Genomic DNA, 23,063 nt, shown 5'->3' with positions numbered 1-23,063 from the left:
GTTACATCATATCCTCTTCTTGGAATGATTTTGTGCGCTTAAATTGCCATAGCGCAACAGTGATAACAATCACTGACAATAACATTGTAATGGCTGCAGCTTTTCCATATTGCTGAGTCGTCATCGTCAGCTTATAAATCCATGATATTAGAATATCTGTACTTCCAGCTGTTTGACCTGATACCGCAGGTCCACCAGCATTAAATAAGTAAATCACGTTAAAGTTGTTAAAGTTAAACGTATACTGGGTAATTAAAATTGGTGCCGTTGCAAAAAGAACAAGCGGTAACGTAATTTTCGTGAATTTTTGAACAGCCGTTGCCCCATCTACCGTTGCCGCTTCGTACAACTCTTCTGGAATTGATTGAAGCACACCTGTTGTCATTGCGAAGATAAACGGAAATCCTAACCACGTCTGGATCATAATTAAAGCCACTCGGCTCCAAAGTGGTTCCGTCATCCAATTTATTCCTTCAATTCCTAAAAAAGCGAGGATGTCATTATTAATCGCTCCGAAGGTCTCGTTAAACATTCCTGCAAACACTAGGATGGAAACAAAGCCTGGTACCGCCCAAGGTAAAATAAATACAGTACGAATAATTGCTTTCCCTTTTAAATCTTTTTGATTAATTAAAATAGCTAAAAAGATACCCAATGCTACTTGAAGGGTTGTTGCGCCAAATGTCCAAATTAACGTCCATGCAAACACGCTGATAAACGTTTCTCGCCAAATTGGCACCGTTGCCATATCAATAAAGTTCTTAAATCCTACCCAATCGACAAGCTTTGCTGGCGGTGAGTGGTAGAGATCATAGTTTGTAAATGCTAATAAAATAACAAACAAAATTGGAAAAATGACAACAAAAACAAGAAGAACAAAACCTGGTGAAATCATGAGATACGGAAATCCGTTATCTAGTAAATTGTGATATTGCTCTTTTACCGTACTGATACGTAGGCCTAAATCACGCTTCTCTCCGTTTTTATAGGCATCACGTAAGTTAAAAACATAAAACCCGAGTGCAAACACGAGTAAAATAACGGACAAGATTCCGTATACTAGCAAGAAGATTGAATGGTCTCGCGGCAGCACTTCACCAAGTGTCACAAGTCCCCATAAACCAATGTTCAAAAAATCTTTAAATACAACAACGAAGGAAATAGTAAGTAGAAGAAACAACATTCCTTTTAGAATTTGACGATTATATAGCTGACCTAACCCGGGGATGATGGATAATCCTAACGCTATTTTACGATGGTTGCTACCTTGAAATGTTTGCTCGGGCTGATTTTCAGCATGTTTTAGCTCCATGTATGGCCTCTCCTTTTCATTCTAAATAAGCAAAATAGTAAGTCTTTTCATAGCGCAAACGCTTGCCTTATTAGTAAGGAAAGAGTACCCCTGAAGAATCAAAGGTACTTCTTTCCTTTAACAGATTGTTTATTTACCGCTGTGGTTTGCTTTGATGTTTTCTTCAATTGTTTTACGTGCTTCATCTAGAGCTTTTTTAGAATCCGCTTTACCCGTAATAACGGTTTGAACTGCGCTTTGCATTGGAGGCCAAACTTCTGACATTTCAGGAATCGACGGCATCGGTACTGCATCTTGAGATTGCATAGCAACTGCAGAAGCTAACTCATTGTCTTTAATAATTGGATCTTCAAGCAATGCTGTATTTGGTGGAATTTCTTGTGTTAACTCATAGCGTTTCTTTGCATTCTCATCGTTTGTGATATGGTCAATAAATTTTTCAGCCCATTCTTTATTAGTTGAGAATGATGTAACGTTCCAACCTTTTACACCCATAAATGTTTTAACTGGTTCACCATTTGGTAATTTTGGCATTGGAGCGGCACCAATATCAATTCCTGCTGCTTTATAGCCTTGGAAAGACCATGGACCATTCATAACAGAAGCTACTTTACCTTCGTTAAATAGACCGTCTAATGCGCTACCACCGTTTTCTCCAATAATACCATTTGGTAACAGCTTGTCTTTGTACCAAGTGTTGATGTAGTCAACTGCTTCAACTGCTTGAGCATTGTTGATACCTAAATCTTTTGTATCAAATGAACCGTCTTTTTCACCGAATACGTAACCACCGTAACCGCTTAGGAAACCATGTGCAAAATAATAATTATCCAGTAGCGCTAAAAAGCCATACTTCCCGTCTTTTGTGAAATCTGCTGAAAAGTCTTTAAGTTCGTCCATTGTTTTTGGAGCTTCTTTCATCAATGCCTTGTTATACACAAGTACTGGCGTTTCCGTTGCTTTTGGCAAACCGTAAAGTTTACCATCAAACGTCATTGCATCAATTGATGATTCACTAAAGCGAGATGTTGTCTCATCTGAAGTAGTTGTCAACTCTGCAAGCAACCCTTTCGTAACAGCTGGACCGATGTTATCATGAGGAATTGTTACAACGTCTGGAGCTGTTCCAGCAGGCCCGTCCAACGCTAGCTGCTCCTGAATTTTTGTTGTTTCTACTTCTTTATACTCAATTTTAATACCATGTTCTTTTTCAAAACTTTTAATTGCATAGTCTAGTGCTGGTCCTTTATCTTTATCTTCCCAAACAACTAGCTTTTCTGGTTTTTCTCCCCCACTCCCAGATCCTGGTGTCGTACTTGTTGCACCTTCTTCTGGACCACACGCTGCTAACATACCTACTGTTAGCGCTGAAGTCATCAAAACTGATAACGCTTTCTTCATTTTAACCCCTCCGTTGACCTATTCTGTTTGACTTGTGCAACCGTTTGTACAATCCCTAAAAATAGAACGCTTTCATTTTATGGTGAAAACGTTTGCACTATCTACAATCTCTATTATACTTATAATCAACCATTTGACAACTACTCTTTTTCAGATTCGTATGAAAAACCAAATTTTATTTTCGAGACAGAGCTTTATCACTATATTTTTTACATATAATATAAAAAAAGTAAGTTTTTCTCACACTTTATCTAGCCAACAATCACATTCGCTATACCTATTATGATTTTTGCTCGCTTTGTATTAGAAATTCAACTTGCTTAAGCGTTTATTCACAAAGTCATAATACCTGCTCAATCAGCTGTTTTTTAGATAAACAAATCAGAATCTAATTGCGGTCATATTGTTTTGAAAGAGCATATGTAACGTAGAACCAGCTGCTTTTGGAATATGTATAAAAATAAGAAATTGATTATTTACACTCCCCTCCTTATAAAAAGAAAAGCTGCCTTTTTAGACAGCTTTCTTTTGTTTATTGATTTATATGAAGACGTGTACTACTTTAATCCTTGGTTTGTCGATGAAATGTCAGAATATCTAAAAGCGATTTCTCAAGCGAATAGTTTGGTTTCCAGCCTATAAGTTGAAGCGGTGACGTATCTGGTATTAAGAAAGGTTCACTGTTTGCTGTATCACTTGTAATCTGAAAATCTACGTGAGCAAATGTTCTCAGCATAGAGGCAACTTCTTTTAATGAATAGCAGGCAGAGGCGGCGATTTCATAAACTTCCTTACTTTGACCAAATAAGAATAAATGTTCATATGCTGCAACAGCGTCTCTCACGTCAATAAAATTGCGCCTGGCTTCTAAATTATTAATGTGAAGTTCTTTTTTTTCATTGTCTTTTTCCATACCAGCAATTTTTTTAGCGAAAATCGAACAAACACCGTTGGAATGCCCAGGTCCAATTAAGTTTGAAGGCTTTGCAATAACCACATCGAGATTATAGAGTTTTGCCCATGCCTCTGAAACTAAAATCTGCACCGTTTTTGAAAAGCTATATGGATGAGTAAGTGTTGAACTGTCAGAAGGATTATACTGGAGTGCAGATCCCGCTACTACAATGCGAGCAGCCGGCACTTTTTTTCTCATTGCTTCTAATAGATGCAGCGTTCCAATTACATTGCTGTTAACGTAAGACAAAGGCTGTTCCCATGAGCTCCCCACATGATTTTGACCAGCAAGATGAAGAATATAATGAGGATTTGTATCTTCAACGAGCTTTGTGACCTGAGATTCCTTTTCTAAATCACAGCTAACTACACGTACACCTTCACAAGGTACTTTCTTACGCATTGCAGCAGTTACTTCATAGCCTTTTTTCATAAAATGCGTTACGGCATGCTGTCCTGTAAAGCCGTTTGCTCCCGTAATAAGGATTCGCTTTCTCATTGCTTTTGCATCCAATCTTTCATCTCTTCTAGCATGACTCGGTAAGTAGGCGGCGTGTAAATATAGTCTGTTCGCGTATTTTTAATCGTCCGATCCAGTACAAATGCTTCATCTGCTTCAATCGTAACATCATCTTTTTGAAATACTTCTTTCATAAGCTGAAGCAGCTCGAATTTGGAGATTTTCGGCTCGGTCGCAAGGTGATAAAGACCCGTCACGTTCTGTTGAATAAACACTTCAATTGCCTTAGCAAGCTCTATTGTCGTTACACCGTTCCATAGCGCTCGCTTATAGCCTTTGATTTTTCCTGTTTGCTTCATAAACCATAGAAATAGGCCAATTCCGTCAGTTTTTAACTCAGGTCCAATGATTGAGGTGCGAACTGTTAAGTGCTTATCGCTAATAATTTCACCCAGCTGCTTGGATTGAGCATAAATGGAGGTTCCGTCAGGAGCATCACTTTCCGTATAGTCGCCTTTGTCCCCTAAAAAAACGCAATCTGTACTAATGTGAATCAGCTTTCCTTGGTAGCGCTCCGTTAGTTTGACGAGTTGGTGAGGAAGAACGCTATTAACGTGAAAAGCAAGCTTACTATGTTGCTCCGCATGATGATTTAAAATACCGATACAATTAATTGTAATATCAGGCTTTTCTTGTTCCATTAATTTTTCTAGATCAGTAGCGTTTGTTACATCAACATACAATCCTTCTTTGTCATCTAAATCCCTTGATGTATAGACTACTTCGTACTGAGGTTTTTGTTTAAAATAAGAAGTGATAACGTGACCAGCCATTCCTTTTCCACCAAGGATTAGTATTTTCATTTAGATAAACCGTCCTTTCTCTAACATCTCTTTAATTTCTTCTTTCGTCATTAACTCTTTGCTAGAATTATAGTTCACAAGGTTTACAGGCCTAAAGTTTGCATAGTGCTCTTTTAAACCTGGAATATGAATTGGCGGTAAAATGACAAAATACTCTTCGTCATAAGCAATCGTTGTTGTACTTTCGTATTCCGACAGCAACAGCTCATGAATTTTTTCACCAGGACGAATACCTAGTATTTCGATATCGACATTTTCTTTGTTTGAAGCATCAATTAACACATAAGCAAGGTCAATGATTTTGCATGTTGGCATTTTCATAACGAAAATCTCACCGCCAAGGCTTTCAAATGTTGCTTTAAAGACAAGCTTGATTGCATCTTCTAGCGTTAAGAAAAAGCGTGTCATATCTAAATCTGTGATTCCTACTTTTCCTTTTTCTTGAATTTGTTTTTTAAATACGTGAATAACGCTTCCATTTGTTCCAAGTACATTTCCGCCTCGGATACACACAAATTTTGTCTTCGTGTTTAGTGTATTCGCATGAATAATTAAACGTTCGCCCATCGCCTTTGACAGCCCATAAAAATTCGATGGATTCGCCGCTTTATCAGTTGAAATGTAAATTACGCGCTTCACGTTACAAATAATAGCTGCGTCGATAACATTTTGCGTACCGTGTACGTTTGTTTTTAGTGCTTCTAACGGCTGATCCTCACAAACTGGAACATGCTTTAAAGCTGCAAGATGAAACACATAATCCACGCCTTGACATGCTTCAATCAATGAATCTTTTTCTTTAATATCCCCTATTAGGAACTGAAGCTTTGGGTCGTTGTCAAACTCTTGCTTCATTGTAAATTGATTGGATTCATTGCGTGAAATAATTCTAATTTCCTTCGGATCAAGAGTTAATAACTGCCTTACTAATTCGTATCCCCATGAGCCTGTGCCACCTGTAACTAAAATCGTTTGATTTTTAAACACTGTTAAGTCCTCCTAAAATTACTTTTATTACTTTATCCGAAACATCCGGATGATCGTACCCTTCTGGATAAGACCATTTACTCGATTGGTTTACCATGACTTTGACGCAGTTTACAATTTGATCTGCGTTTAAGCCTGACAGCATATTGCTACCACAATCGATCGTTTCAGGACGTTCTGTTGTTTTTCGAACCGTTACCGTTGGAACATGAAACAAGCAGCATTCTTCCTGAACGGTACCGCTATCAGTTAAAACACAAAGCGCATTTTTTTCAAGTTTTACAAAGTCAAAGAACCCGAACGGTTCATGAAACTCAACGAGTGGATGAACTCGAAGAGAAGGATGCTTATCAATGCGTGATTTTGTTCGTGGATGAATGCTGCAAATAATGCGCTTTTGAAATTCTTCAGCTACCTTATTAAGACCATTCATAATTTCAACTAAACGTTCTTCATAGTCAACGTTTTCAGCACGGTGTATCGTGACTAAGAAATAATCATTTTTTTTGATGCTTAGCGTTTCTAAAATAGAACTTGCGTTAATTTGAGGCGTGTAATGGTTTAACACTTCAAAAATAGGATTTCCTGAAACCACAATTCGGTTCTTTGGAACACCTTCTCGAATAAGGTTTTCTTTACTTTGAGGGGTATAAGGAAGATTAATACTTGAAATAGCGTCAATTACTTTTCTATTCTTTTCCTCAGGCACTTCGAGGTCAAAGCAACGATTTCCAGCTTCCATATGCATGACTGTAATTCCCATACGCTCTGCTAAAATTGCACTTAGTCCGCTATTTGTATCACCTAACACCAAGACTTTATCAGGCTTTTCTTTCAAAAAAATTGTTTCTAACTGAGCATACATCGTTGAAAGCTGCTGTCCTAACGTGGCTTGCTGATTAGCAAGCACATAGTCTGGCTTTCTAACCTGTAACTCTTGAAAAAATACGTCGCTAAGAGAAGCGGTAAAATTTTGACCTGTATGAACTAAAATATGTTTAGCTGCATAGCGGTCTAGTTTGTCAATAATTAAGCTTAGACGTATAATTTCAGGCCTGGTACCTAAAATGGTCATCACTTTCATTCTTTACACATCCTATACATAGTTTGGACTCCGTCTTCGCTGTATCCTCTTATTACTTTATGCGGGCAAATAAGACTTGCTATAGGCGAGATTATTATCTTTATGCTATTAACCTACCTCTCATCATGAATCCAAACCTCATAGAATATATATACGTTGTATGCATAGAAATCTCTTAAAAATGATTATTCCGCCTGTAATTGACTAAGTTAAAAGGAGAATATTATGGAAAATATGCACATTTTTCTCTGTGGATATGAAAGTCCACATGTAGTTCAGCAGCTTTTAGCAAAATTGAGCGACGAGGCGTCTATTACTGTCATTGCCAAATCAGAAATTTTGCAATCGATTCCTCACCATGCAGATACAATACTTCTATCTAGTTATATAGGAAGCCAGCTAAACCAAAGAATTCAAAATTTAAATGGTGGGCACGTATTGTTTTTATTTAAAGGAGACGACGTAAACCTTCCGCTTTTAAAAAAGCAAACGTTAGATAAAATAGAGCTATCTACTTATTCATTAACAGCTGGAGAGTTAAAACTGCCTCTATTTTTTAAAAGCACGGATTTGAAATCATTTCTATTTCCTGAAATACATGCATTTCCTTCTGTTGAAGCGATGTTTGCATATTGGGTACGCAGCCTTCCTTCAGATCAATGCATACCCGTGGATGCAAAAAAAGCGGTGAGAATGGGAATTCAAAAAGAAACCCGCCTTACCTCTGCTTTTTTAGAACCTAGCCAACTCTATCAGTTTACTACTGAGCATAAAGCCACCTCTTCTCTATCAATCATGCTAGCAGCTTATAACGCAAAGCCATATATTCATACAGCCGTTTCTTCATGCTTCATTCAAAGCGTTCCTTTTCAAAAGAAACAACTTTTTGTAGTTGACGACGGCTCGACGGATGGAACTGCTGAAGACTTAGCTTCTCTTCAATCGCAGCTAGGCTTTCAGCTTATTCAAAAAGAAAATGGAGGAAAAGCACGTGCTCTAAACACCCTTCTACCTTTAGTTGATACAGAATTTGTACTAGAGCTTGATGCAGACGACTGGCTTGATCCCAATGCTTTATCTGTTATTTCAAATCACTTAATTTCTATTCCTTCAGACGCTGCTGTTTTATATGGAAATTTACGAAGGTGGAAAGAAAAACCACACAATGAATTAAAGCTAATGGGTGTTGCGAACGGACGGTCCATTCGCTCAAAAAATGAGCTCCTAAGCTACGCATTTCCGATGGGACCACGCGTTTACCGCACGTCTTTTCTAAAAGCCATTGGCGGATTTCCTGTTTTTTCTTTTTTAGATGGGCGTATGTACGAAGATGTCAGCGTATTAAATGCGCTAATGAAGCGCTATTCGGTATGCTACCGAGATTTCACCGTATACAACGTTCGTGATCATGTGAAAAGCATAACAAAAAAAAATCGCTCCAGCTGGAGCGATTTCATTAAAAATTTGGATTAGTTAAACAGTGAAGAATCGAATTGTGTTAATAGCAGATATAGGAACAAATACAGGCGTAGCACCATACCCCATTGACTCAACAACCGTGATGTAATCAGGACCAACAAGCGTAATAACGCCATCAATAATTCGATTGTCTAATCCAATTTCAGCTCGCTGACCAACATATTTTGCCAATTGAGAAAGTAATAAACTTTCAAACATACCATTATCCCTCCTTTTAATTAAAGTGGTGTTACTGTTTCAATTTGAGAAATTAAAACGAACGTTACAGCTAAATCATCTTCAACAACTACCACATAGTCTGTGCCTACAAATGATAAAACGCCTGTAATCGTCGGCTCTAAACCTGATGAAATTTCTAAAGTTACGCGCTCATTTACTAGTGATAATAAAACGCCTACAAGTGGTGTTGGGGAAGTTGGTGGTTCAACAGGCTCAGTAGTTCCTCCATTACAGCAAATAGCACGAAGTGCAACTGCTCTTTTCATAAAAAATCGTCTCCTTTCATCTGTTAACATCTAGGGAAATATTGAATTTTCCACTAGATATTCTCTACAGTCTATGTAGCTTAAACGCGTTGTGCTTAGATGCTTGACCTATAAAAACAAATATTTGTAAAAAAACGGCAAGAGCGGATTATTCACTAATTCCACTCTTGCCGTCTTTTTAATACTATTATTTAAATGCTTGTTTAGCTAAGTTCATCACCGTCATGTCATCCATCGGTGGGTTATGAAGGCCTGCTCGTACGTCGCGATAATAGCGCTGAAGAGGGTTTTGTCGCTGCAAGCTTCGTGCACCAACAATTCTCATCGCTTTGTCTACCACCTGAAATGCACTATTTGTGACCACGTGCTTTACAGCAGCTAATTCTCCTGCCAATTCTTCACGATTTTGTCCTTCATCCCATTTGCGCGCCACGCTGTACATGAAATGTCGTGCTTTCATAAGCTCAAGTTCTATTTCCCCCATTTGCATTTGCACGTTGGGAAGTTCACTGATTGTTCCTTCTATACTGTTCGGTGAGTAGCTTTTCGCAAATTCTACCGCGTAGTCTCTCGCTGCAATGGCAATACCAATGTAGCATGCTGGAATATGCAATAGCCATCCGCTTGCGCCAGGCTTTTTACTTCCACCGATATATTCAGCTAAATATGCATCAGGAATACGGACGTCTTCAAGTACTAAGTCGTGACTTCCAGTTCCTCGCATTGCAATCATATCCCACGTTTCTTCGATTGAAAGCCCAGGGGTATCTCTTGGAATAATAAATTGTGCTACTTGGTTTGCTTCTTGCACAAAAGCTTTAACTAAGAAGTAGTCCAATGCAGGAGACATTGTCGTAAACGTTTTTCGGCCATTTAACACCCAGCCATCTTTTGTACGTTCCGCTTTGGTTTCAGGAAGTCCTCCTCTAGTAGGGCTTCCTGTTTTCGGTTCAGTGGCCGCACTGTTAATAAGCGCTCCTTTTTGAATTTCTCCAAATAAAAAGTCAAGCGTTTCTTTCTTCCACGGCTGCTTATCACGAAGATCCATCGTAATGCCCATATGCCACCCGATACTGAGCGCCGTGGATGAATCGCCTTGAGCAATTAACTCTTGAAACAGTAGAAAGTCATACAAAGATAAGCCTTTTCCTCCACTCGCTTCACTTAGCGACCAAGTTGTATAACCAACACTTTTTAAGTCGGCAATATTTTGAAAGGGAAAGATACTTTTTTCATCAATTTCTTGAGCACGCTCTTTAAAAGCTGGAATGAGAGCTGCAAGCTTTTGGTACGATTCTTTGTTTGCATCAGTGATAAATGAATTATGCATCATCAATCGCTCCTTTTTCATTAAATCTCTACTACGCCCATCGGTTTAATACTTATTATCATAGCACATCTATTTTCTATGGTGCACTTTCGGTGCTCATGATTACGAAAAGAAGGATAGGCACCCATTAGGCGTTTGTAACATATGTATAATTAATCCTCTCTCTCAATCGCTTTTTCCAAATATGGAAAAGGCGATTTCATTTGTGATATGCACCTATTTTTATTGCATTCATAAGCTACATAAACGGCATTTTTCGCCAAAGGAGGGTCGCTATGTTCCCGTTTGGAAAATCACCTTTTAAAGAGAATGGATTTGGAAAGGTGAATATGAAAGATATCGACCAATATGTACAGCAAGTGTTATCCAATGCAATGGGGCAATCTTTTCCACAGTATATGAAAGAAAACGATTTCTTTAAGCATGCACATCAAATGTACAATCAACCACTTTCTTCCGAGCAACAGCGAGGTCCGTTAACGTCAAACGTTTTTCAAACGCACGATGAATGTATCGTCCAGCTTTCTTTTCCAAAACCTGATAAAGTTGAAGAAATCAAGGTTGCCTATACACCTTACTCATGTACAATTACAGGTACGTATGATGGTGAAGATTTCACAGAAGAATGTCAACTTCCTTGTACGGTCAGCCGAAAAGGAAGTAAAGCTACGTGCAGAAACGGCATTCTTGAAGTCAAGCTCATAAAGTATACAAATTTACCTGAAACAGAAATTGATGTTCATCGCTTTGACTAAAAATGCTCGCTGTTTACACGGCGAGCATTTTTCATTGCATAACAAGGTGATATTTTTCAACTTCTCGTTTTATAATAGATTTAATTTTTTTAGTACCCACTGTTTCTGTATCCGTATTTCTAACAGCACAAGCTGCAAAATTCCCTCGATTGATTCCCAACCCTCCGAGCTGAGCACTTACTTCCATTGCTGTTTCTAAAAGGGCTTCATCTTTAAGAGGCATATCCGTAACAACTACGACGTTCACCTGTTCCTTACTTTTTGTAAACAAGAATAACCACGTATATACTTCATCTTCGTAAAATGAAATTCGTGTAAAGCGATGATCGATTCCAGACCACGAAAGTAAATCGCTGCTTTTCTCTTCGTCTGTGTACTGAACGATTTGCTTACACCAATGGATACCCTTTCCGCTATCTCCCGTAGAAAGGGTGCGCAGGGACTGTTCAAAGCTTACTGACAGACACCGTTCATTTTCTATGAGCGTATATAAGTTGGAAAAAGCTTGTAGTACCTTCTCTTCTTTCGGGGGAACATATGCAAGCTGCCTTTTATGGACTCCAGGATGATAAAGCACGTGTAAATCCACCCCATAGACATGCTGAAGAGTTTGCTGGTTACTAAAAATCTCTTCAATACCTCTTGCATAAACCTCTCCATCTTTTAACAGGATGGCGTCATCAGCAAATAGTGCTGCAATGTTTAAATCATGTAAAATCGCCACAATGGTTAAGTTTTCTTCTCGCTGCAGCTCTTTTAATAAATGCAGCAGTTCCATCGCATGCTTTACGTCTAGATGATTTGTCGGTTCATCTAACAGCAAATATTCAGGTTCTTGCGCTAAAGCTTTAGCTAAAAGAACGCGCTGTTTTTCCCCACCGCTCAAAGCATTGAATGAGTGATGACGATATCGCCACACATCCGTTCTTTTCATCACTCTTTCAATTACTTGTTTATCATAAGGTGATTCATTATTTAAAAACCGTTTCGTTTGGAAAGGATAGCGACCAAGCGCCACAATTTCACGAACGGTAAACTCTAGACCGATTTGGTTTTCCTGCGTCATAACCGCTATTTTTTGCGCTAACTGCGTAGCTGAATAGGAGGAAATTGACTTTTGTTCTAACTTAATTTCTCCTGCTGTTAGCGGAAGCACTCCCATCATTAAACGAATGAGCGTGGTCTTTCCGCTGCCGTTTGGTCCAAGAAGTGTGCAAAACGAGCCTTTTTCAACGGTAAAGGCTACGCTTTTAACAGTAGGACTATGTTTTTTGTAACCACCAGTTACGTTACAAACCTCAATCATTCGATCCCTCTTTTCCGAATCCGTTCTTTAATAAGCAATAGCGTAAAAATAGGTGAGCCGATGAGCGCAGTTACCACACCAATTGGAAGCTCCTGCGGATTTAAAATGGTTCGTGCTACAAGATCTGCGAGCACTAAATAGCTACCCCCAATAAGAATGGAAAGAGGAAGCACATGCTTGTGATTTGCACCTACCACCAACCTTACTAAATGCGGAATAACAAGCCCTACAAAGCCGATTGCTCCAGAAACTGATACGGATGCACCTGTCAAAATAGCTGCTGACACCAAAATGATACGCTTTCTGCTTTTTACGTTAATTCCCATGAACTGCGCAGACTGGTCACCAAATGCAAACCCGTTTAGCTCACGAGTATTTGCAAGTAAGCCAATCGTACCGATAATGAAAAACGGGAGTAAAAGCTGAACATGCCCCCACCCTCTCATTGATACGCTTCCCATTAGCCAGTACAAAATTTCACGAACTCCTTGTTCTGACGATAGGGCAACCATAAGGGAAATCATCGCGCTCATGAATGATGACAAAATGATGCCCGCTAAAATAATGGTTTCGTTAGCTAATGTCCCACTCGCTAACTTTGTGATACCAAATACGAGTAAAAGCGTTAAGAAGCCAGATACAATTCCAATAATCGGTAGCGTATAGGTATGCATGCCAAATAGCTGCCAGTTAAAAAAGATAGCAAGCACTGTGCCAAGAGTAGCTCCAGATGATACTCCGATTGTATAAGGGTCTGCTAACGAGTTTCGAAGCAACCCTTGAAAAGCTGCTCCGGCGATGGCAAGAGCTGCTCCAACTAAAAAAGCAACGACCACGCGCGGAAATCGAATTTCCCAAATAATGAGTTCCATGTTACTCGGGCCATGATATAAAGTTAATCCAGATATATTTTGAACAATAATTTTAATAACGTCCGTAACGGTTAGAGACACCGTGCCTATAAAAACACCCGTAATCACGGTAGTTAAAACAAGGATTATACTAAAGAAATAAAATAAGACAGTTTTGTTTACGATTTTTTTCATTTTACATCAACTCCCTCTATTCAAAACCGAGGGCCGGGATGTTAATCTTTTGTAAAGAATCTCTTACAGATAGCACGCCCAACCGTTTTATCTTGAATTGCTTTTATACTCACTCATAATTTTATAAATTTTTTTCATATCAATTGCTTTTCGAACGTGTGCAGCCAACTTTTGAAAAGACTCTGCCTTTCGTTCCCTGCTATTAAATGTTGTCTTAATCGGATCTAATCCTTTTTGCCGGCGAATATCGTTTAAATACGCGCGTCGAAAGCTATCATTATGAAAAATGTCGTGTACGTATGTACCAATTATGCGAGTGAAAGTCACCCCTTCTTTTATACCGTTTAGCTCCGCAAAATGTGAAATTGGCTCCGTAGACGTTGTTTCGCCCATATGAATTTCATATCCTTCAATTTGATAGAGCTGATTGCGCAAAATAGCATGTCCTGATACTCGTTTTGTTCGCTTCTTTGTTTTCATTACGGTATGAATAGGTAAAAGACCTAGCCCTTTAATCGATTTTTGGGCTGATTCCACTTCATTCGGGTCAGTTATCACTTCACCTAAAATTTGATATCCACCGCAGATTCCAGCAATGTTTACCTTATTTTTCATCGCCAAAACAGCTTCTGCTAATCCTGTTTCATGCAAGTACTTTGCGTCTTCCAACGTGTTCTTACTGCCAGGAAAAACGATTAAATCAGGTGTTCCAAGCTGAGAAGGCTTTGTCACAAGCCTTACGTGGCAATCATCCTCAAAACGAATGGGATCTAAATCTGTAAAATTCGACATGCGAGGATATGAAATAACGGCAACATCAAGTTCTTTAGCTGGATTTGGAAGTGTCGGATACGTAGTTAAAGCCAGTGAATCTTCTGCATCAATTTCCACATCATCCAGATAAGGAACCACACCTAAAACAGGAAGTCCCGTATATTCTTCAAACCAATCAAGCCCCGGCTGCAACAGCGATAAATCACCTCGAAACTTATTAATAACCACTCCTGCTATTTTAGATTTATGCTCTTTGGAAAGCAGCTGAATGGTTCCTACTAAGCTAGCAAAAACCCCACCTTTATCAATATCTCCTACTAAGATAACGGGAGATTGTGCAATATCAGCTACTCGCATATTAACAAGTTCACGATCGTTTAAGTTAATTTCAGCAGGACTTCCTGCTCCTTCTATAACAACACACTCGTATTCAGAAGCAAGCTCTTCATACGCTTTGGTAATAATCCTGCGCCCTGTTTCAAAGAAGTCTTTTCTATACTCATACGCATACATATTTTGTAAAGGAACACCATGAACGACGATTTGAGCCTCATACTCTCTTGTTGGCTTGATTAAAATTGGGTTCATATTGGTTGTCGCTTCCACTCCTGCAGCTTCAGCTTGAATTCCCTGAGCACGGCCAATTTCTTTTCCGTCTTTTGTGATATAAGAGTTGAGTGCCATATTTTGTGATTTAAATGGCGCTGTTTTGAAACCATCTTCTGCAAAAATCCGACAAAAAGCAGTTGTAAGTAAGCTTTTTCCAGCGTCGGAATGCGTTCCTTGAACCATAAGAGGAAGTGCTTTTTTCATCTTCATCACGCCTTTCATAGCAAAAAGCCTTGGCTAAAGACCAAGGCTTCATGACAACATCTTCATTCTTTGGATGTGCACGTCACCTATTTTCCCCGCCGAAAAATAAGAGTTAATGTTTAAAAGCAGGTCTCCTGGCTTGTGCTTCACTTTACTTCTGCACCTTCCTAGCTTATTGCTAGCGGTTAATTGCAGGTTCATCCACACTCACAGTAGCGGGGGCTGCATCGGATTTCCACCGATTTCCCTATTATCCTTAAACGAATAAGGCACTTTTAAAACATAATCGTTTATAAGTATTGTTTACGAAGCTGTTCTTGTAGGTTCTTTGTTCTTGACTGTGTCAATATACTTGCAGTTACAAAAACCAATAATGATAGAACAACGGGAAGCACAACTGTATGCATGCCAAATGGGTTAGGAGCATAGGTGTGAATAAAGATATACGTTAAAAGCCCCGTCACCATCCCCGAAATTGCTCCGTATTTATTTCCTTTTGCCCAATATAATCCTAACACAATTGGCCAAATAAATACTGCTTCAAGTCCACCAAATGAAAATAAGTTAAACCAAATGAGTAGATCAGGTGGATTAATAGCAAATAGAAACACTAAGATTCCAATAATCATGGTTGTTAGGAAGCTCCATCTTTTCACCTGCTGCTCTTTTGCTTTTGGATTAACGTAATTTAAATATAAGTCTTTTACAATAGCAGAGCTAATAATTAATAAAATAGAATCAACCGTTGACATAATCGCTGCCATTGGTGCAGCAAGTACAATTCCAGCTAACCAAGGTGGTAATACTTTAAGGGTTAGCGTTGGCATCACGGTATCTCCTACTTCAATTCCAGGAATTACGGCACGAGCAAATACACCAATAAGGTGCATTCCTAACATGATTACACCAACTACCACCGTACCGATAAGCATTGCTTGATGCATCGCTTTCGAATTTTTATACGACATCGCTCGAACGGCTACCTGTGGCAGTCCCACAACTCCTACTCCAACTAAAATCCAGAATGATGACACGTAAAGAGGTGTTAATGAACGGTCAGCTCCGTACGGACTTACAAGGTTTGGATTTTCGTTAACTAAATCTTTTATGATTGCTTCGATACCACCGCCAGCATAAACAGTAGCAATTAGCAAAATAATCGTTCCAACAAGCATTACAATTCCCTGCAGAGCATCGGTTAATACAACAGCACGAAACCCACCAATTGATACATAAACAAGGACGGTGACTGCAAAGATAACAAGTGCACTTTTGTATGAAATTCCGACAAATCCTTCAATTAATCTAGCCCCTCCAACCCACTGAGCAGCTAATGACGCAAATAAAAAAAGGACAATACTTACAGCAGAAACAATGACCACGGTATTGCTTTCATATCGTTTTTTCAGAAAATCAACAAGCGTAACGGCATTCATCTTTCGCGAAACAATGGCAAACTTTTTACCAAGAGTTGTGAGAACAAAATAACCTGTCACAACTTGAATCACAGACAACAATACCCAGGCAAGTCCAATTTGATAAGCGGTACCAGGACCACCAATAAAACTGCTTGCACTTCCATACGTTGCCACCATTGTCATGGCAAGAACAAACCCTCCAAGTTCCCTGCTTCCTAGAAAGTAATCATTAATAAATGAGTTTGCTGTGCTTGTTCTTTTAGCGGTAATAAACCCTATAGCAAAAATCAATAGGACAAACACAATAAGTGGAACAATGACGGCCCAATTCATTTGCTCTCACCTCTTTCTTCATCTTCTAAAGGAAGATCTGAAAAGAAAAAGCGAACAACAATCCAGACCAGTAAAATAATGAGTGGAATTCCAACTATGCAACTATAAAAAAACCAGGCTGGAAATCCCAATATGTATGTATACTCTGACACGGGCTTTGAACCAAGTCCGTATGTAAAACCAAACCACCATGCAAAGTGGAAAATAGCCAGGCCGATACCAATTAAAGCTTCTTTATGTGCGATTCGATACCGCCAATCGGCTCTTTTCTTCATGTTCGTTCTCTCCTTCTTTGAAATGTTGCAGAAGATGTGCATTATGATTATAACGTTCCAAAACATATGAAGCTATCCTTTTTGCTAAATTCATGACATTTTTTCCTATTTAACGCTTAAATATTAAATAAAGACTACCTTGTATGCCAATTACTGCATTATACTAAATAGAAATAAACGATGGGAGTAGCCTATGAAAAGAAAACTTATCTACGTATTTACTTCTTTACTGCTTGGATACGTATTGTTCGCTTCGTATCATATTTACTCTGCAGCTAGTTCACCTCCTCCAAACAACGCAGATTACATTATGATTCTTGGAGCTAAGGTAAATGGAAAAGAGCTATCGTTAAGTTTACGAGAGCGTATGATTACTGCGCTACGCTATTTAGAAGATAACCCTTCAACAATCGCAATTGTCTCAGGTGGACAAGGTGATGATGAAGACATTTCTGAAGCGGAAGCGATGTCTACTTTTTTAGTAAATAATGGAATTGATTCTGCTCGCATTATCCAAGAAAATGAATCTACTTCCACTTATGAAAACTTTCTCTATACCAAAAATCTTATCGATATCACTGACAAAAAGATTGTACTCGTCAGCAACCAGTTTCATCTATACCGTGCATCACTGATTGCCAGAAGGCAAGGATATAACGTATATCCATTAGGTGCAGAAACACCAAACGTTGTGAAGCTTCAATCATACGGTCGTGAGTATGTGGCAATTATTAAAACTTGGATATTTGATCGTGAATAAGCCATTTCATTTTTAGATAGATAAGCAGTTTATTAACGAGTTTCCCTCAGCAGTTTCACTTTACTACTCCTTTTGCTAAAAGGCACGGTTATCCATTTGACACTCAGATACTTACTTTATGTAAGTATCTTCTCTTTGGTCGTGAAGTTTTAAGAAGTGTAGTGTCCATTGCTTTGTGCTATAATGTGTAGTATAGGAGTGAAACAAATGAATCAATCAACCTTATGTCCACGCTTTGAAAAAGCAATGACGATTTTAAGTCAGCGCTGGACCGGGCTCATTATTTATAAGCTTCTGTCTGGACCACAGCGCTTTTGTACCATCGAGTCATCCATTTCAGTAAGCGGTCGTGTCTTATCAGAACGCTTGAAAGACCTTGAACAACAAGGGATTGTTAAGCGTGAAGTTTTTCCAGAAACGCCCGTACGCATCGAGTATTCCTTAACTGAAAAAGGAAAAGCGCTTGAACCTATTATGAAAGAAATTGAAAAATGGTCACAGCACTGGTTGGAAGAAGACAACTTGTCATAACGCAAACAAAGAAAGCCCCCTATAAAAGGGGGTTTTCTTTACTTTATTTTATTGTGCTACTGCCGCTAGCTTTTCACGATACTTCTTCGTAACGTTTACCATCTGAGTTAAAGCATCGATTACCTGCTTTTCATTTCTTGTTTTTAAACCGCAGTCTGGATTAACCCAGAACTGTGCTGGATTTAATGCTCGAAGGGCACGGTCAAGATTATTTGTCATTTCTTCAAAGCTTGGAATGCGAGGGCTATGAATATCGTAAATACCAAGTCCAATTTCTTTATCGTATGAATATTGCTCAAATGAAGAAATAATATTGCCATGACTTCTTGATGCTTCAATTGAAATAACATCTGCGTCTAATGCAGAGATTGTATCAATCATATCATCAAACTTTGAATAGCACATATGTGTATGAATTTGCGTTGTATCTTCCACTCCTGTTGTTGCTAAACGGAATGCTTCAACAGTAGCCTTTAAATAAGCTTCTTGCTTTTCAGCTCGAATTGGTAAGCCTTCTCGCAGAGCAGGTTCATCCACTTGGATCATATGAACGCCCGCTTCTTCAAGCGCTTTAACTTCTTTTCGAATGGCCAATGCAATTTGATTCATGCTTTCATATTTCGAGATATCTGTGCGTGGGAATGACCAGTTTAAAATCGTGATTGGTCCTGTCAGCATTCCCTTCACAACTTTTTCTGTTAAGCTTTGTGCATAGACAATTTCCTTGACTGTCATTGGTTCGACTAAATAAACATCTCCGTATACCACAGGTGGTCGTACGCAGCGAGATCCATATGATTGAACCCAACCATTTTTCGTTGTTAACATACCACCTAAACGCTCACCAAAAAATTCAACCATATCTGTACGTTCAAACTCACCGTGAACCAGCACATCAATTCCAATTTCTTCTTGAATCTCGATCCAACGCTTTGTTTCTTCCTTTATAAATGCTTCATACTGTTCGTTTGTTAACTGACCTTGTTTCCATTTTAAGCGCTTCGAACGAACCTCTGCTGTCTGTGGTAAGCTCCCAATTGTTGTAGTTGGTAATAGCGGCAAATCAAATTTTTCTTTTTGCAAACGCTGACGCTCAGCTACAGAAGCACGTGTTACGGCTTGTTCATCAATTTCTTCTAGCTCTGCTCTCGTTTTCGCATGAACGCGATTTGCAACCTTTGAAAATGCCTCAATCTCTTGCTGATGTGCTTTTACTGCTTCGCTATTCCCATTTAAAAGGTCTTTTAAAAGCTCTAGCTCAGTAAGCTTTTCTTCAGCAAAACTTAAGCCAGCTCGAATATCAGCTGCTAGTTCTTGTTCAGTTTCTACCGTTACAGGAACATGAAGCAGTGTACTAGACGGCTGAACAATTACCTCTTCTTTTCCTACTAATTTTTGTAATTCACTTACAAGCGCAGCTTTTTCAGCTAAGTTACTTTTCCACACGTTGCGACCATCAATAACGCCTGCAAAAAGCTTTTTTCCTTTTGGAAAGCCGTTTGCTTTTATCGCTTCACTATTTTTTCTCTCATCATGTACAAAGTCTAACCCAAAAGCTTTCACAGGAAGGTTCACAACAGATTGATAATTATCCAATGCTTCAAAATACGTTTGAACGATGAGATTAGCACCCGGCACTTCCTCTGAAACGCGTTGATAAAATGCTTGAATTTCTTTCCAGTATCCCTCTGCTTTGTTCGTCACAAAAATTGGTTCGTCGATTTGAATCCATTCTGCGCCTGCTTCATGTAATTCCTTAATGACTTGAATGTAAAGCGGAGTTAATTGAGCGAATAAAGTTGATACTTCTTCCGACTTAAATCCTTTACCTAATAAGATGAAGGTTGCTGGTCCAATTAGGAACGGCTTACCGTTAAGTGCTAATTCGTCCTTTGCTTTTTGCCAATATGCTAACGGTCTGTTTTCATTTAATACTGGCTTTACGTCAGTAAACTCTGGGACAATGTAGTGATAATTGGTATTAAACCACTTAGTCATTTCACATGCCTCTGCTTCTTTATTCCCTCTTGCCATTGCATAATATGTATCAAGAGAAGATAGATTTTGCTGTTTAAAACGGTTTGGAATAATATTAAACATAACCGCGGTATCAAGCATGTGATCGTAGTAACTAAAATCACCTACTGAAACAAAATCAATCCCCTTATCTTTTTGAATACGAAGTTGATTAACATATAACTCATGAAGCTCGTTGTGCAACTCTGCTTCTGTTAATTCCTGCTTCCAATAAGACTCAATTGCTTTTTTCCATTCTCTATTTCTACCGATTCTTGGATATCCAATTGTTGCTGTGTTAATTGTCATTTCAATCTCCTCGTTTCGTCTATTTTTCTGCAATAAAAAAACTCTCTTGAAAGAGAGTTAGACGACAGCTTTAAGAAGTATTGAACAACATATACTTTTGTTTCAATACCAAGCTAATCACCTCTCCCTATTACGCGTAGGTTGTGAGTGCAAACAACAGGCAGGTCTCCTGACTTAGAATCATCGCTTATTATCACCTTCCCATTTCATAAACAGTGGTTTACTGATAATAAGCTCCTCTTTACAGTGGCGCGACCGTGTCGGATTTTCACCGATCTTCCCTTTTAAGCTAAAACAAGCGTCTTAGCACCTCTTGCATGAACATATTCACTTTATACACTAATTCCCTTTCAGAAAGGAATTGAACATAACGATACATGATTTCGATAATTAAATCAAGTCTGATTTTTCTAATTTTTATAAAGAATACGCTTTCATATAACTAAGCTTTTATAGAAAATAAAAATAGCAGGCTATAGGTATAGCCTATAGCCTGCTTGCACGCTTACTTTAGTTAATGTTCATAAATCATCTTGCGGGTCATTCCACCATCTACAACTACGTTCGTTCCCGTTACAAAATCATTGTCTGGGTGCGTTAGATAAAGACACGCTTTTGCAATATCTTCTGGAGTACCAACTCGATTAGATGGATGCTGAGCATGATCAATATCTCGAAGTTCTTCATATTGCTGGGTCTCAATCCACCCAGGCGAAATTGCGTTGACGGTAATCTTGTCTGGTCCAAGTGAAATGGCAAGAGCATGCGTTAGCGCCACAATACCACCTTTTGTAGCAGCATATGCTTCAGTATTTGGCTCTGACATAACAGTACGAGTAGAAGCTAAGTTTACAATGGAACCACCCATTTTGTTATTCCGCATCACTTTTGCTGCTTCTCTTGAGCATAAAAATACGCTTCGTAAATTAAGATTTATGATATCGTCCCATTCATCTAGCGTTAACTCATAAGGAGACTTCCACTTTGTTATCCCAGCATTATTAACCAAAATGGTAATTGAGCCATACGCTGAAACAGTTTCTTTGATGAGGTTGATAACATCCTCTTCTTTTCTTACATCTGTGGGAATAAACATTGCTTGCACGCCTGTTTCACGCAGCGTTTTAGCATGTTTATTCCCTTGTTCTTCATCAATATCTGCAATCACTACTTTAGCACCTTTTTTGGCGTAGGCGCTTACCACACCTTTTCCAATTCCACTTGCGCCACCGGTTACCACAACAACCTCACGTTCAAATGTCAAAGTTATCCCTCCTCTATACTTAATTCATTCACCTTTTTCTTCTGGTTGAAACAAGTGATCCGTTACAAATAATTTAAATGTATCGCTCGTTAATTTGCAGCCAGATGCTTTTGGATGACCTCCACCGCCAATGTGACCAACGATTTCAGCTAAATTAATCTCATCTTTCACCGCTCGAAATCCTAATTTTTTTCTTCCCATATCAACCATTACTGAAAAGTCGATTTCTTCGTGCTCTAAACATAATGCATTTCCCAGCTCTGACTGATAGGTGTCTGCGAAAACAATCCCTACTTTATATTTTTGCTCGGCAATCTCTACTTCTGCTTGCATCATTTGCTTTTGCTTGTCATAAATATATTTTTCAATTCGCTTTTCTTCCGCTTCAAGTAAAATTGCGTGCTTTTCTGTAAATTCAAAGCTTTGACTGGCATCAGTGTAAGATGCTTGTAATGTTTCATAAATCGTATCTTTAAACTCTTCATGGGAAATTAAGTAGTAAAGATGATTAAGTCTTTTTGCTTTTTCATTTTTCTCGTGAAACCAATCCCATGTATCAAATAAGCGTACGAGCTCTACGTATTCATCCATCATCTCCGTACGTTCTAAGAGATTATTTTCTAGTAAATATGTATAAAAAAGCGAAGTAGCTGCTGTTTTCGTTCCATTCTGATCTTCTGGTATCACATGAACCCAGTCGTATTTTTCAGCAAGCGGAAGTGCAGAAATATGATGGTCGATAAGCGTCACCTTTTGACCATTTTTCACAAGTTCATCCAGCTTAGCTGCTACTTCATCGTTTACGCTAATATCCGTTATGTATAAGTCTTGACCGTCGTTATCTTCTTCTATAAAATGTAGCACCGTGTCATTTATGCGTCCGATTCCTACCGTATCGTAATCAAGGTTCTCATCACCAAATGCTAAGCGAGCTAATAAAGCTGGGCTTACGCCATCTAAATCATTATGTGAAATTAATTTTACTTTTGTCATCAAAAAACTCCTTTAAATCATTATCAGTTACTCATTTACTTTAGTATGCGTGAATCTTTTTCCATTATAGCAAGGAATGAAAAAAAATGCGTACATCCTCACTTTTCATAAGAAT

21 protein-coding genes and 2 riboswitches are annotated in these 23,063 nt (G+C 38.7%); of the genes, 4 read left to right on the top strand and 17 right to left on the bottom strand.

The features are described from left to right. Window position 1: 1 nt before the first annotated feature. The 6 genes from V2145_RS07200 to wecB form a co-directional block, all read right to left on the bottom strand. A complete protein-coding gene (locus tag V2145_RS07200) occupies window positions 2-1,312 on the bottom strand; it encodes a carbohydrate ABC transporter permease (RefSeq protein WP_330987454.1) in 1,311 nt (436 codons plus the stop codon). A gap of 129 nt (window positions 1,313-1,441) precedes the next feature. Beyond that, a complete protein-coding gene (locus V2145_RS07195; protein ID WP_210610667.1) occupies window positions 1,442-2,713 on the bottom strand; it encodes a sugar ABC transporter substrate-binding protein in 1,272 nt (423 codons plus the stop codon). A 562-nt stretch (window positions 2,714-3,275) separates the two neighbouring features. Beyond that, window positions 3,276-4,166: an NAD-dependent epimerase/dehydratase family protein gene (locus V2145_RS07190; RefSeq protein WP_330987453.1), complete on the bottom strand. Its 891-nt coding sequence runs from the start codon at window positions 4,164-4,166 to the stop codon at window positions 3,276-3,278. Continuing rightward, window positions 4,163-4,990: a dTDP-4-dehydrorhamnose reductase family protein gene (locus V2145_RS07185; protein WP_094910378.1), complete on the bottom strand. Its 828-nt coding sequence runs from the start codon at window positions 4,988-4,990 to the stop codon at window positions 4,163-4,165. The genes V2145_RS07190 and V2145_RS07185 overlap by 4 nt, the downstream gene beginning before the upstream one ends. Beyond that, window positions 4,991-5,977, bottom strand: a complete 987-nt coding sequence (locus V2145_RS07180) for a polysaccharide biosynthesis protein (RefSeq protein ID WP_094910379.1) — start codon at window positions 5,975-5,977, stop codon at window positions 4,991-4,993. Then, window positions 5,970-7,061: a non-hydrolyzing UDP-N-acetylglucosamine 2-epimerase gene (wecB, locus tag V2145_RS07175; RefSeq protein ID WP_330987452.1), complete on the bottom strand. Its 1,092-nt coding sequence runs from the start codon at window positions 7,059-7,061 to the stop codon at window positions 5,970-5,972. Before wecB ends, V2145_RS07180 begins: the two co-directional genes overlap by 8 nt. A gap of 225 nt (window positions 7,062-7,286) precedes the next feature. Between wecB and V2145_RS07170 the strand changes: the two genes are divergently transcribed. Further along, window positions 7,287-8,534, top strand: a complete 1,248-nt coding sequence (locus V2145_RS07170; protein ID WP_330987451.1) for a glycosyltransferase family 2 protein — start codon at window positions 7,287-7,289, stop codon at window positions 8,532-8,534. Here the strand turns inward: V2145_RS07170 and V2145_RS07165 are convergent, their stop codons facing one another. The 3 genes from V2145_RS07165 to V2145_RS07155 form a co-directional block, all read right to left on the bottom strand. Continuing rightward, on the bottom strand, window positions 8,535-8,738 hold the full coding sequence (locus V2145_RS07165) for a hypothetical protein (RefSeq protein WP_330987450.1): 204 nt from the start codon (window positions 8,736-8,738) through the stop codon (window positions 8,535-8,537). A 20-nt stretch (window positions 8,739-8,758) separates the two neighbouring features. After that, complete coding sequence (locus V2145_RS07160; RefSeq protein ID WP_094910383.1) at window positions 8,759-9,025, bottom strand: hypothetical protein; 267 nt, start codon at window positions 9,023-9,025, stop codon at window positions 8,759-8,761. A 187-nt stretch (window positions 9,026-9,212) separates the two neighbouring features. Next, window positions 9,213-10,355 (bottom strand): acyl-CoA dehydrogenase family protein, encoded by a 1,143-nt coding sequence (locus V2145_RS07155; RefSeq protein WP_094910384.1) that lies wholly within the window; start codon window positions 10,353-10,355, stop codon window positions 9,213-9,215. A 275-nt stretch (window positions 10,356-10,630) separates the two neighbouring features. Between V2145_RS07155 and V2145_RS07150 the strand changes: the two genes are divergently transcribed. Continuing rightward, window positions 10,631-11,110 carry an Hsp20/alpha crystallin family protein gene (locus tag V2145_RS07150; protein ID WP_330987449.1) on the top strand — a complete coding sequence of 160 codons (480 nt, stop codon included), beginning with the start codon at window positions 10,631-10,633 and terminating at the stop codon, window positions 11,108-11,110. A gap of 31 nt (window positions 11,111-11,141) precedes the next feature. Here V2145_RS07150 and V2145_RS07145 read toward each other — a convergent pair whose 3' ends face one another. The 5 genes from V2145_RS07145 to V2145_RS07125 form a co-directional block, all read right to left on the bottom strand. Continuing rightward, window positions 11,142-12,416, bottom strand: a complete 1,275-nt coding sequence (locus V2145_RS07145) for an ABC transporter ATP-binding protein (protein WP_330987448.1) — start codon at window positions 12,414-12,416, stop codon at window positions 11,142-11,144. Then, window positions 12,413-13,462, bottom strand: a complete 1,050-nt coding sequence (locus tag V2145_RS07140; RefSeq protein ID WP_094910387.1) for a FecCD family ABC transporter permease — start codon at window positions 13,460-13,462, stop codon at window positions 12,413-12,415. The genes V2145_RS07145 and V2145_RS07140 overlap by 4 nt, the downstream gene beginning before the upstream one ends. A gap of 87 nt (window positions 13,463-13,549) precedes the next feature. Beyond that, window positions 13,550-15,049: a cobyric acid synthase gene (locus tag V2145_RS07135; protein ID WP_330987447.1), complete on the bottom strand. Its 1,500-nt coding sequence runs from the start codon at window positions 15,047-15,049 to the stop codon at window positions 13,550-13,552. Between the two features lie 107 nt (window positions 15,050-15,156). Next, a riboswitch (cobalamin riboswitch) is annotated at window positions 15,157-15,341 on the bottom strand. After that, window positions 15,340-16,800: a sodium/pantothenate symporter gene (gene panF / locus V2145_RS07130; protein ID WP_330987446.1), complete on the bottom strand. Its 1,461-nt coding sequence runs from the start codon at window positions 16,798-16,800 to the stop codon at window positions 15,340-15,342. Its footprint overlaps the riboswitch before it by 2 nt. Continuing rightward, a complete protein-coding gene (locus V2145_RS07125; RefSeq protein WP_094910389.1) occupies window positions 16,797-17,075 on the bottom strand; it encodes a YhdT family protein in 279 nt (92 codons plus the stop codon). Before V2145_RS07125 ends, panF begins: the two co-directional genes overlap by 4 nt. Before the next feature lie 193 nt (window positions 17,076-17,268). Here V2145_RS07125 and V2145_RS07120 point away from each other — a divergent pair, with 193 nt between their 5' ends. Continuing rightward, window positions 17,269-17,835, top strand: a complete 567-nt coding sequence (locus V2145_RS07120) for a YdcF family protein (RefSeq protein WP_094910390.1) — start codon at window positions 17,269-17,271, stop codon at window positions 17,833-17,835. Between the two features lie 207 nt (window positions 17,836-18,042). Continuing rightward, window positions 18,043-18,366 carry a winged helix-turn-helix transcriptional regulator gene (locus V2145_RS07115; protein ID WP_094910391.1) on the top strand — a complete coding sequence of 108 codons (324 nt, stop codon included), beginning with the start codon at window positions 18,043-18,045 and terminating at the stop codon, window positions 18,364-18,366. A gap of 48 nt (window positions 18,367-18,414) precedes the next feature. On the opposite strand, the gene metE is transcribed toward V2145_RS07115, so the two are convergent. From metE to V2145_RS07100, 3 genes are all read right to left on the bottom strand, one after another. Next, on the bottom strand, window positions 18,415-20,691 hold the full coding sequence (metE, locus tag V2145_RS07110) for a 5-methyltetrahydropteroyltriglutamate--homocysteine S-methyltransferase (protein WP_131887882.1): 2,277 nt from the start codon (window positions 20,689-20,691) through the stop codon (window positions 18,415-18,417). Between the two features lie 142 nt (window positions 20,692-20,833). After that, window positions 20,834-21,020: riboswitch (cobalamin riboswitch) on the bottom strand. A gap of 185 nt (window positions 21,021-21,205) precedes the next feature. Further along, window positions 21,206-21,955, bottom strand: a complete 750-nt coding sequence (locus V2145_RS07105) for an SDR family NAD(P)-dependent oxidoreductase (protein ID WP_330987445.1) — start codon at window positions 21,953-21,955, stop codon at window positions 21,206-21,208. Between the two features lie 24 nt (window positions 21,956-21,979). Continuing rightward, on the bottom strand, window positions 21,980-22,948 hold the full coding sequence (locus tag V2145_RS07100; RefSeq protein WP_094910394.1) for a DHH family phosphoesterase: 969 nt from the start codon (window positions 22,946-22,948) through the stop codon (window positions 21,980-21,982). Window positions 22,949-23,063: the final 115 nt, after the last annotated feature.

The sequence above is a fragment of the Priestia sp. GS2 genome (genome assembly GCF_036409025.1).
GTDB lineage: Bacteria > Bacillota > Bacilli > Bacillales > Bacillaceae_H > Priestia > Priestia aryabhattai_A.
The sequence above is the reverse complement of the archived record's forward strand: the minus strand, read 5'-3'. Positions and strand labels throughout refer to the sequence as shown.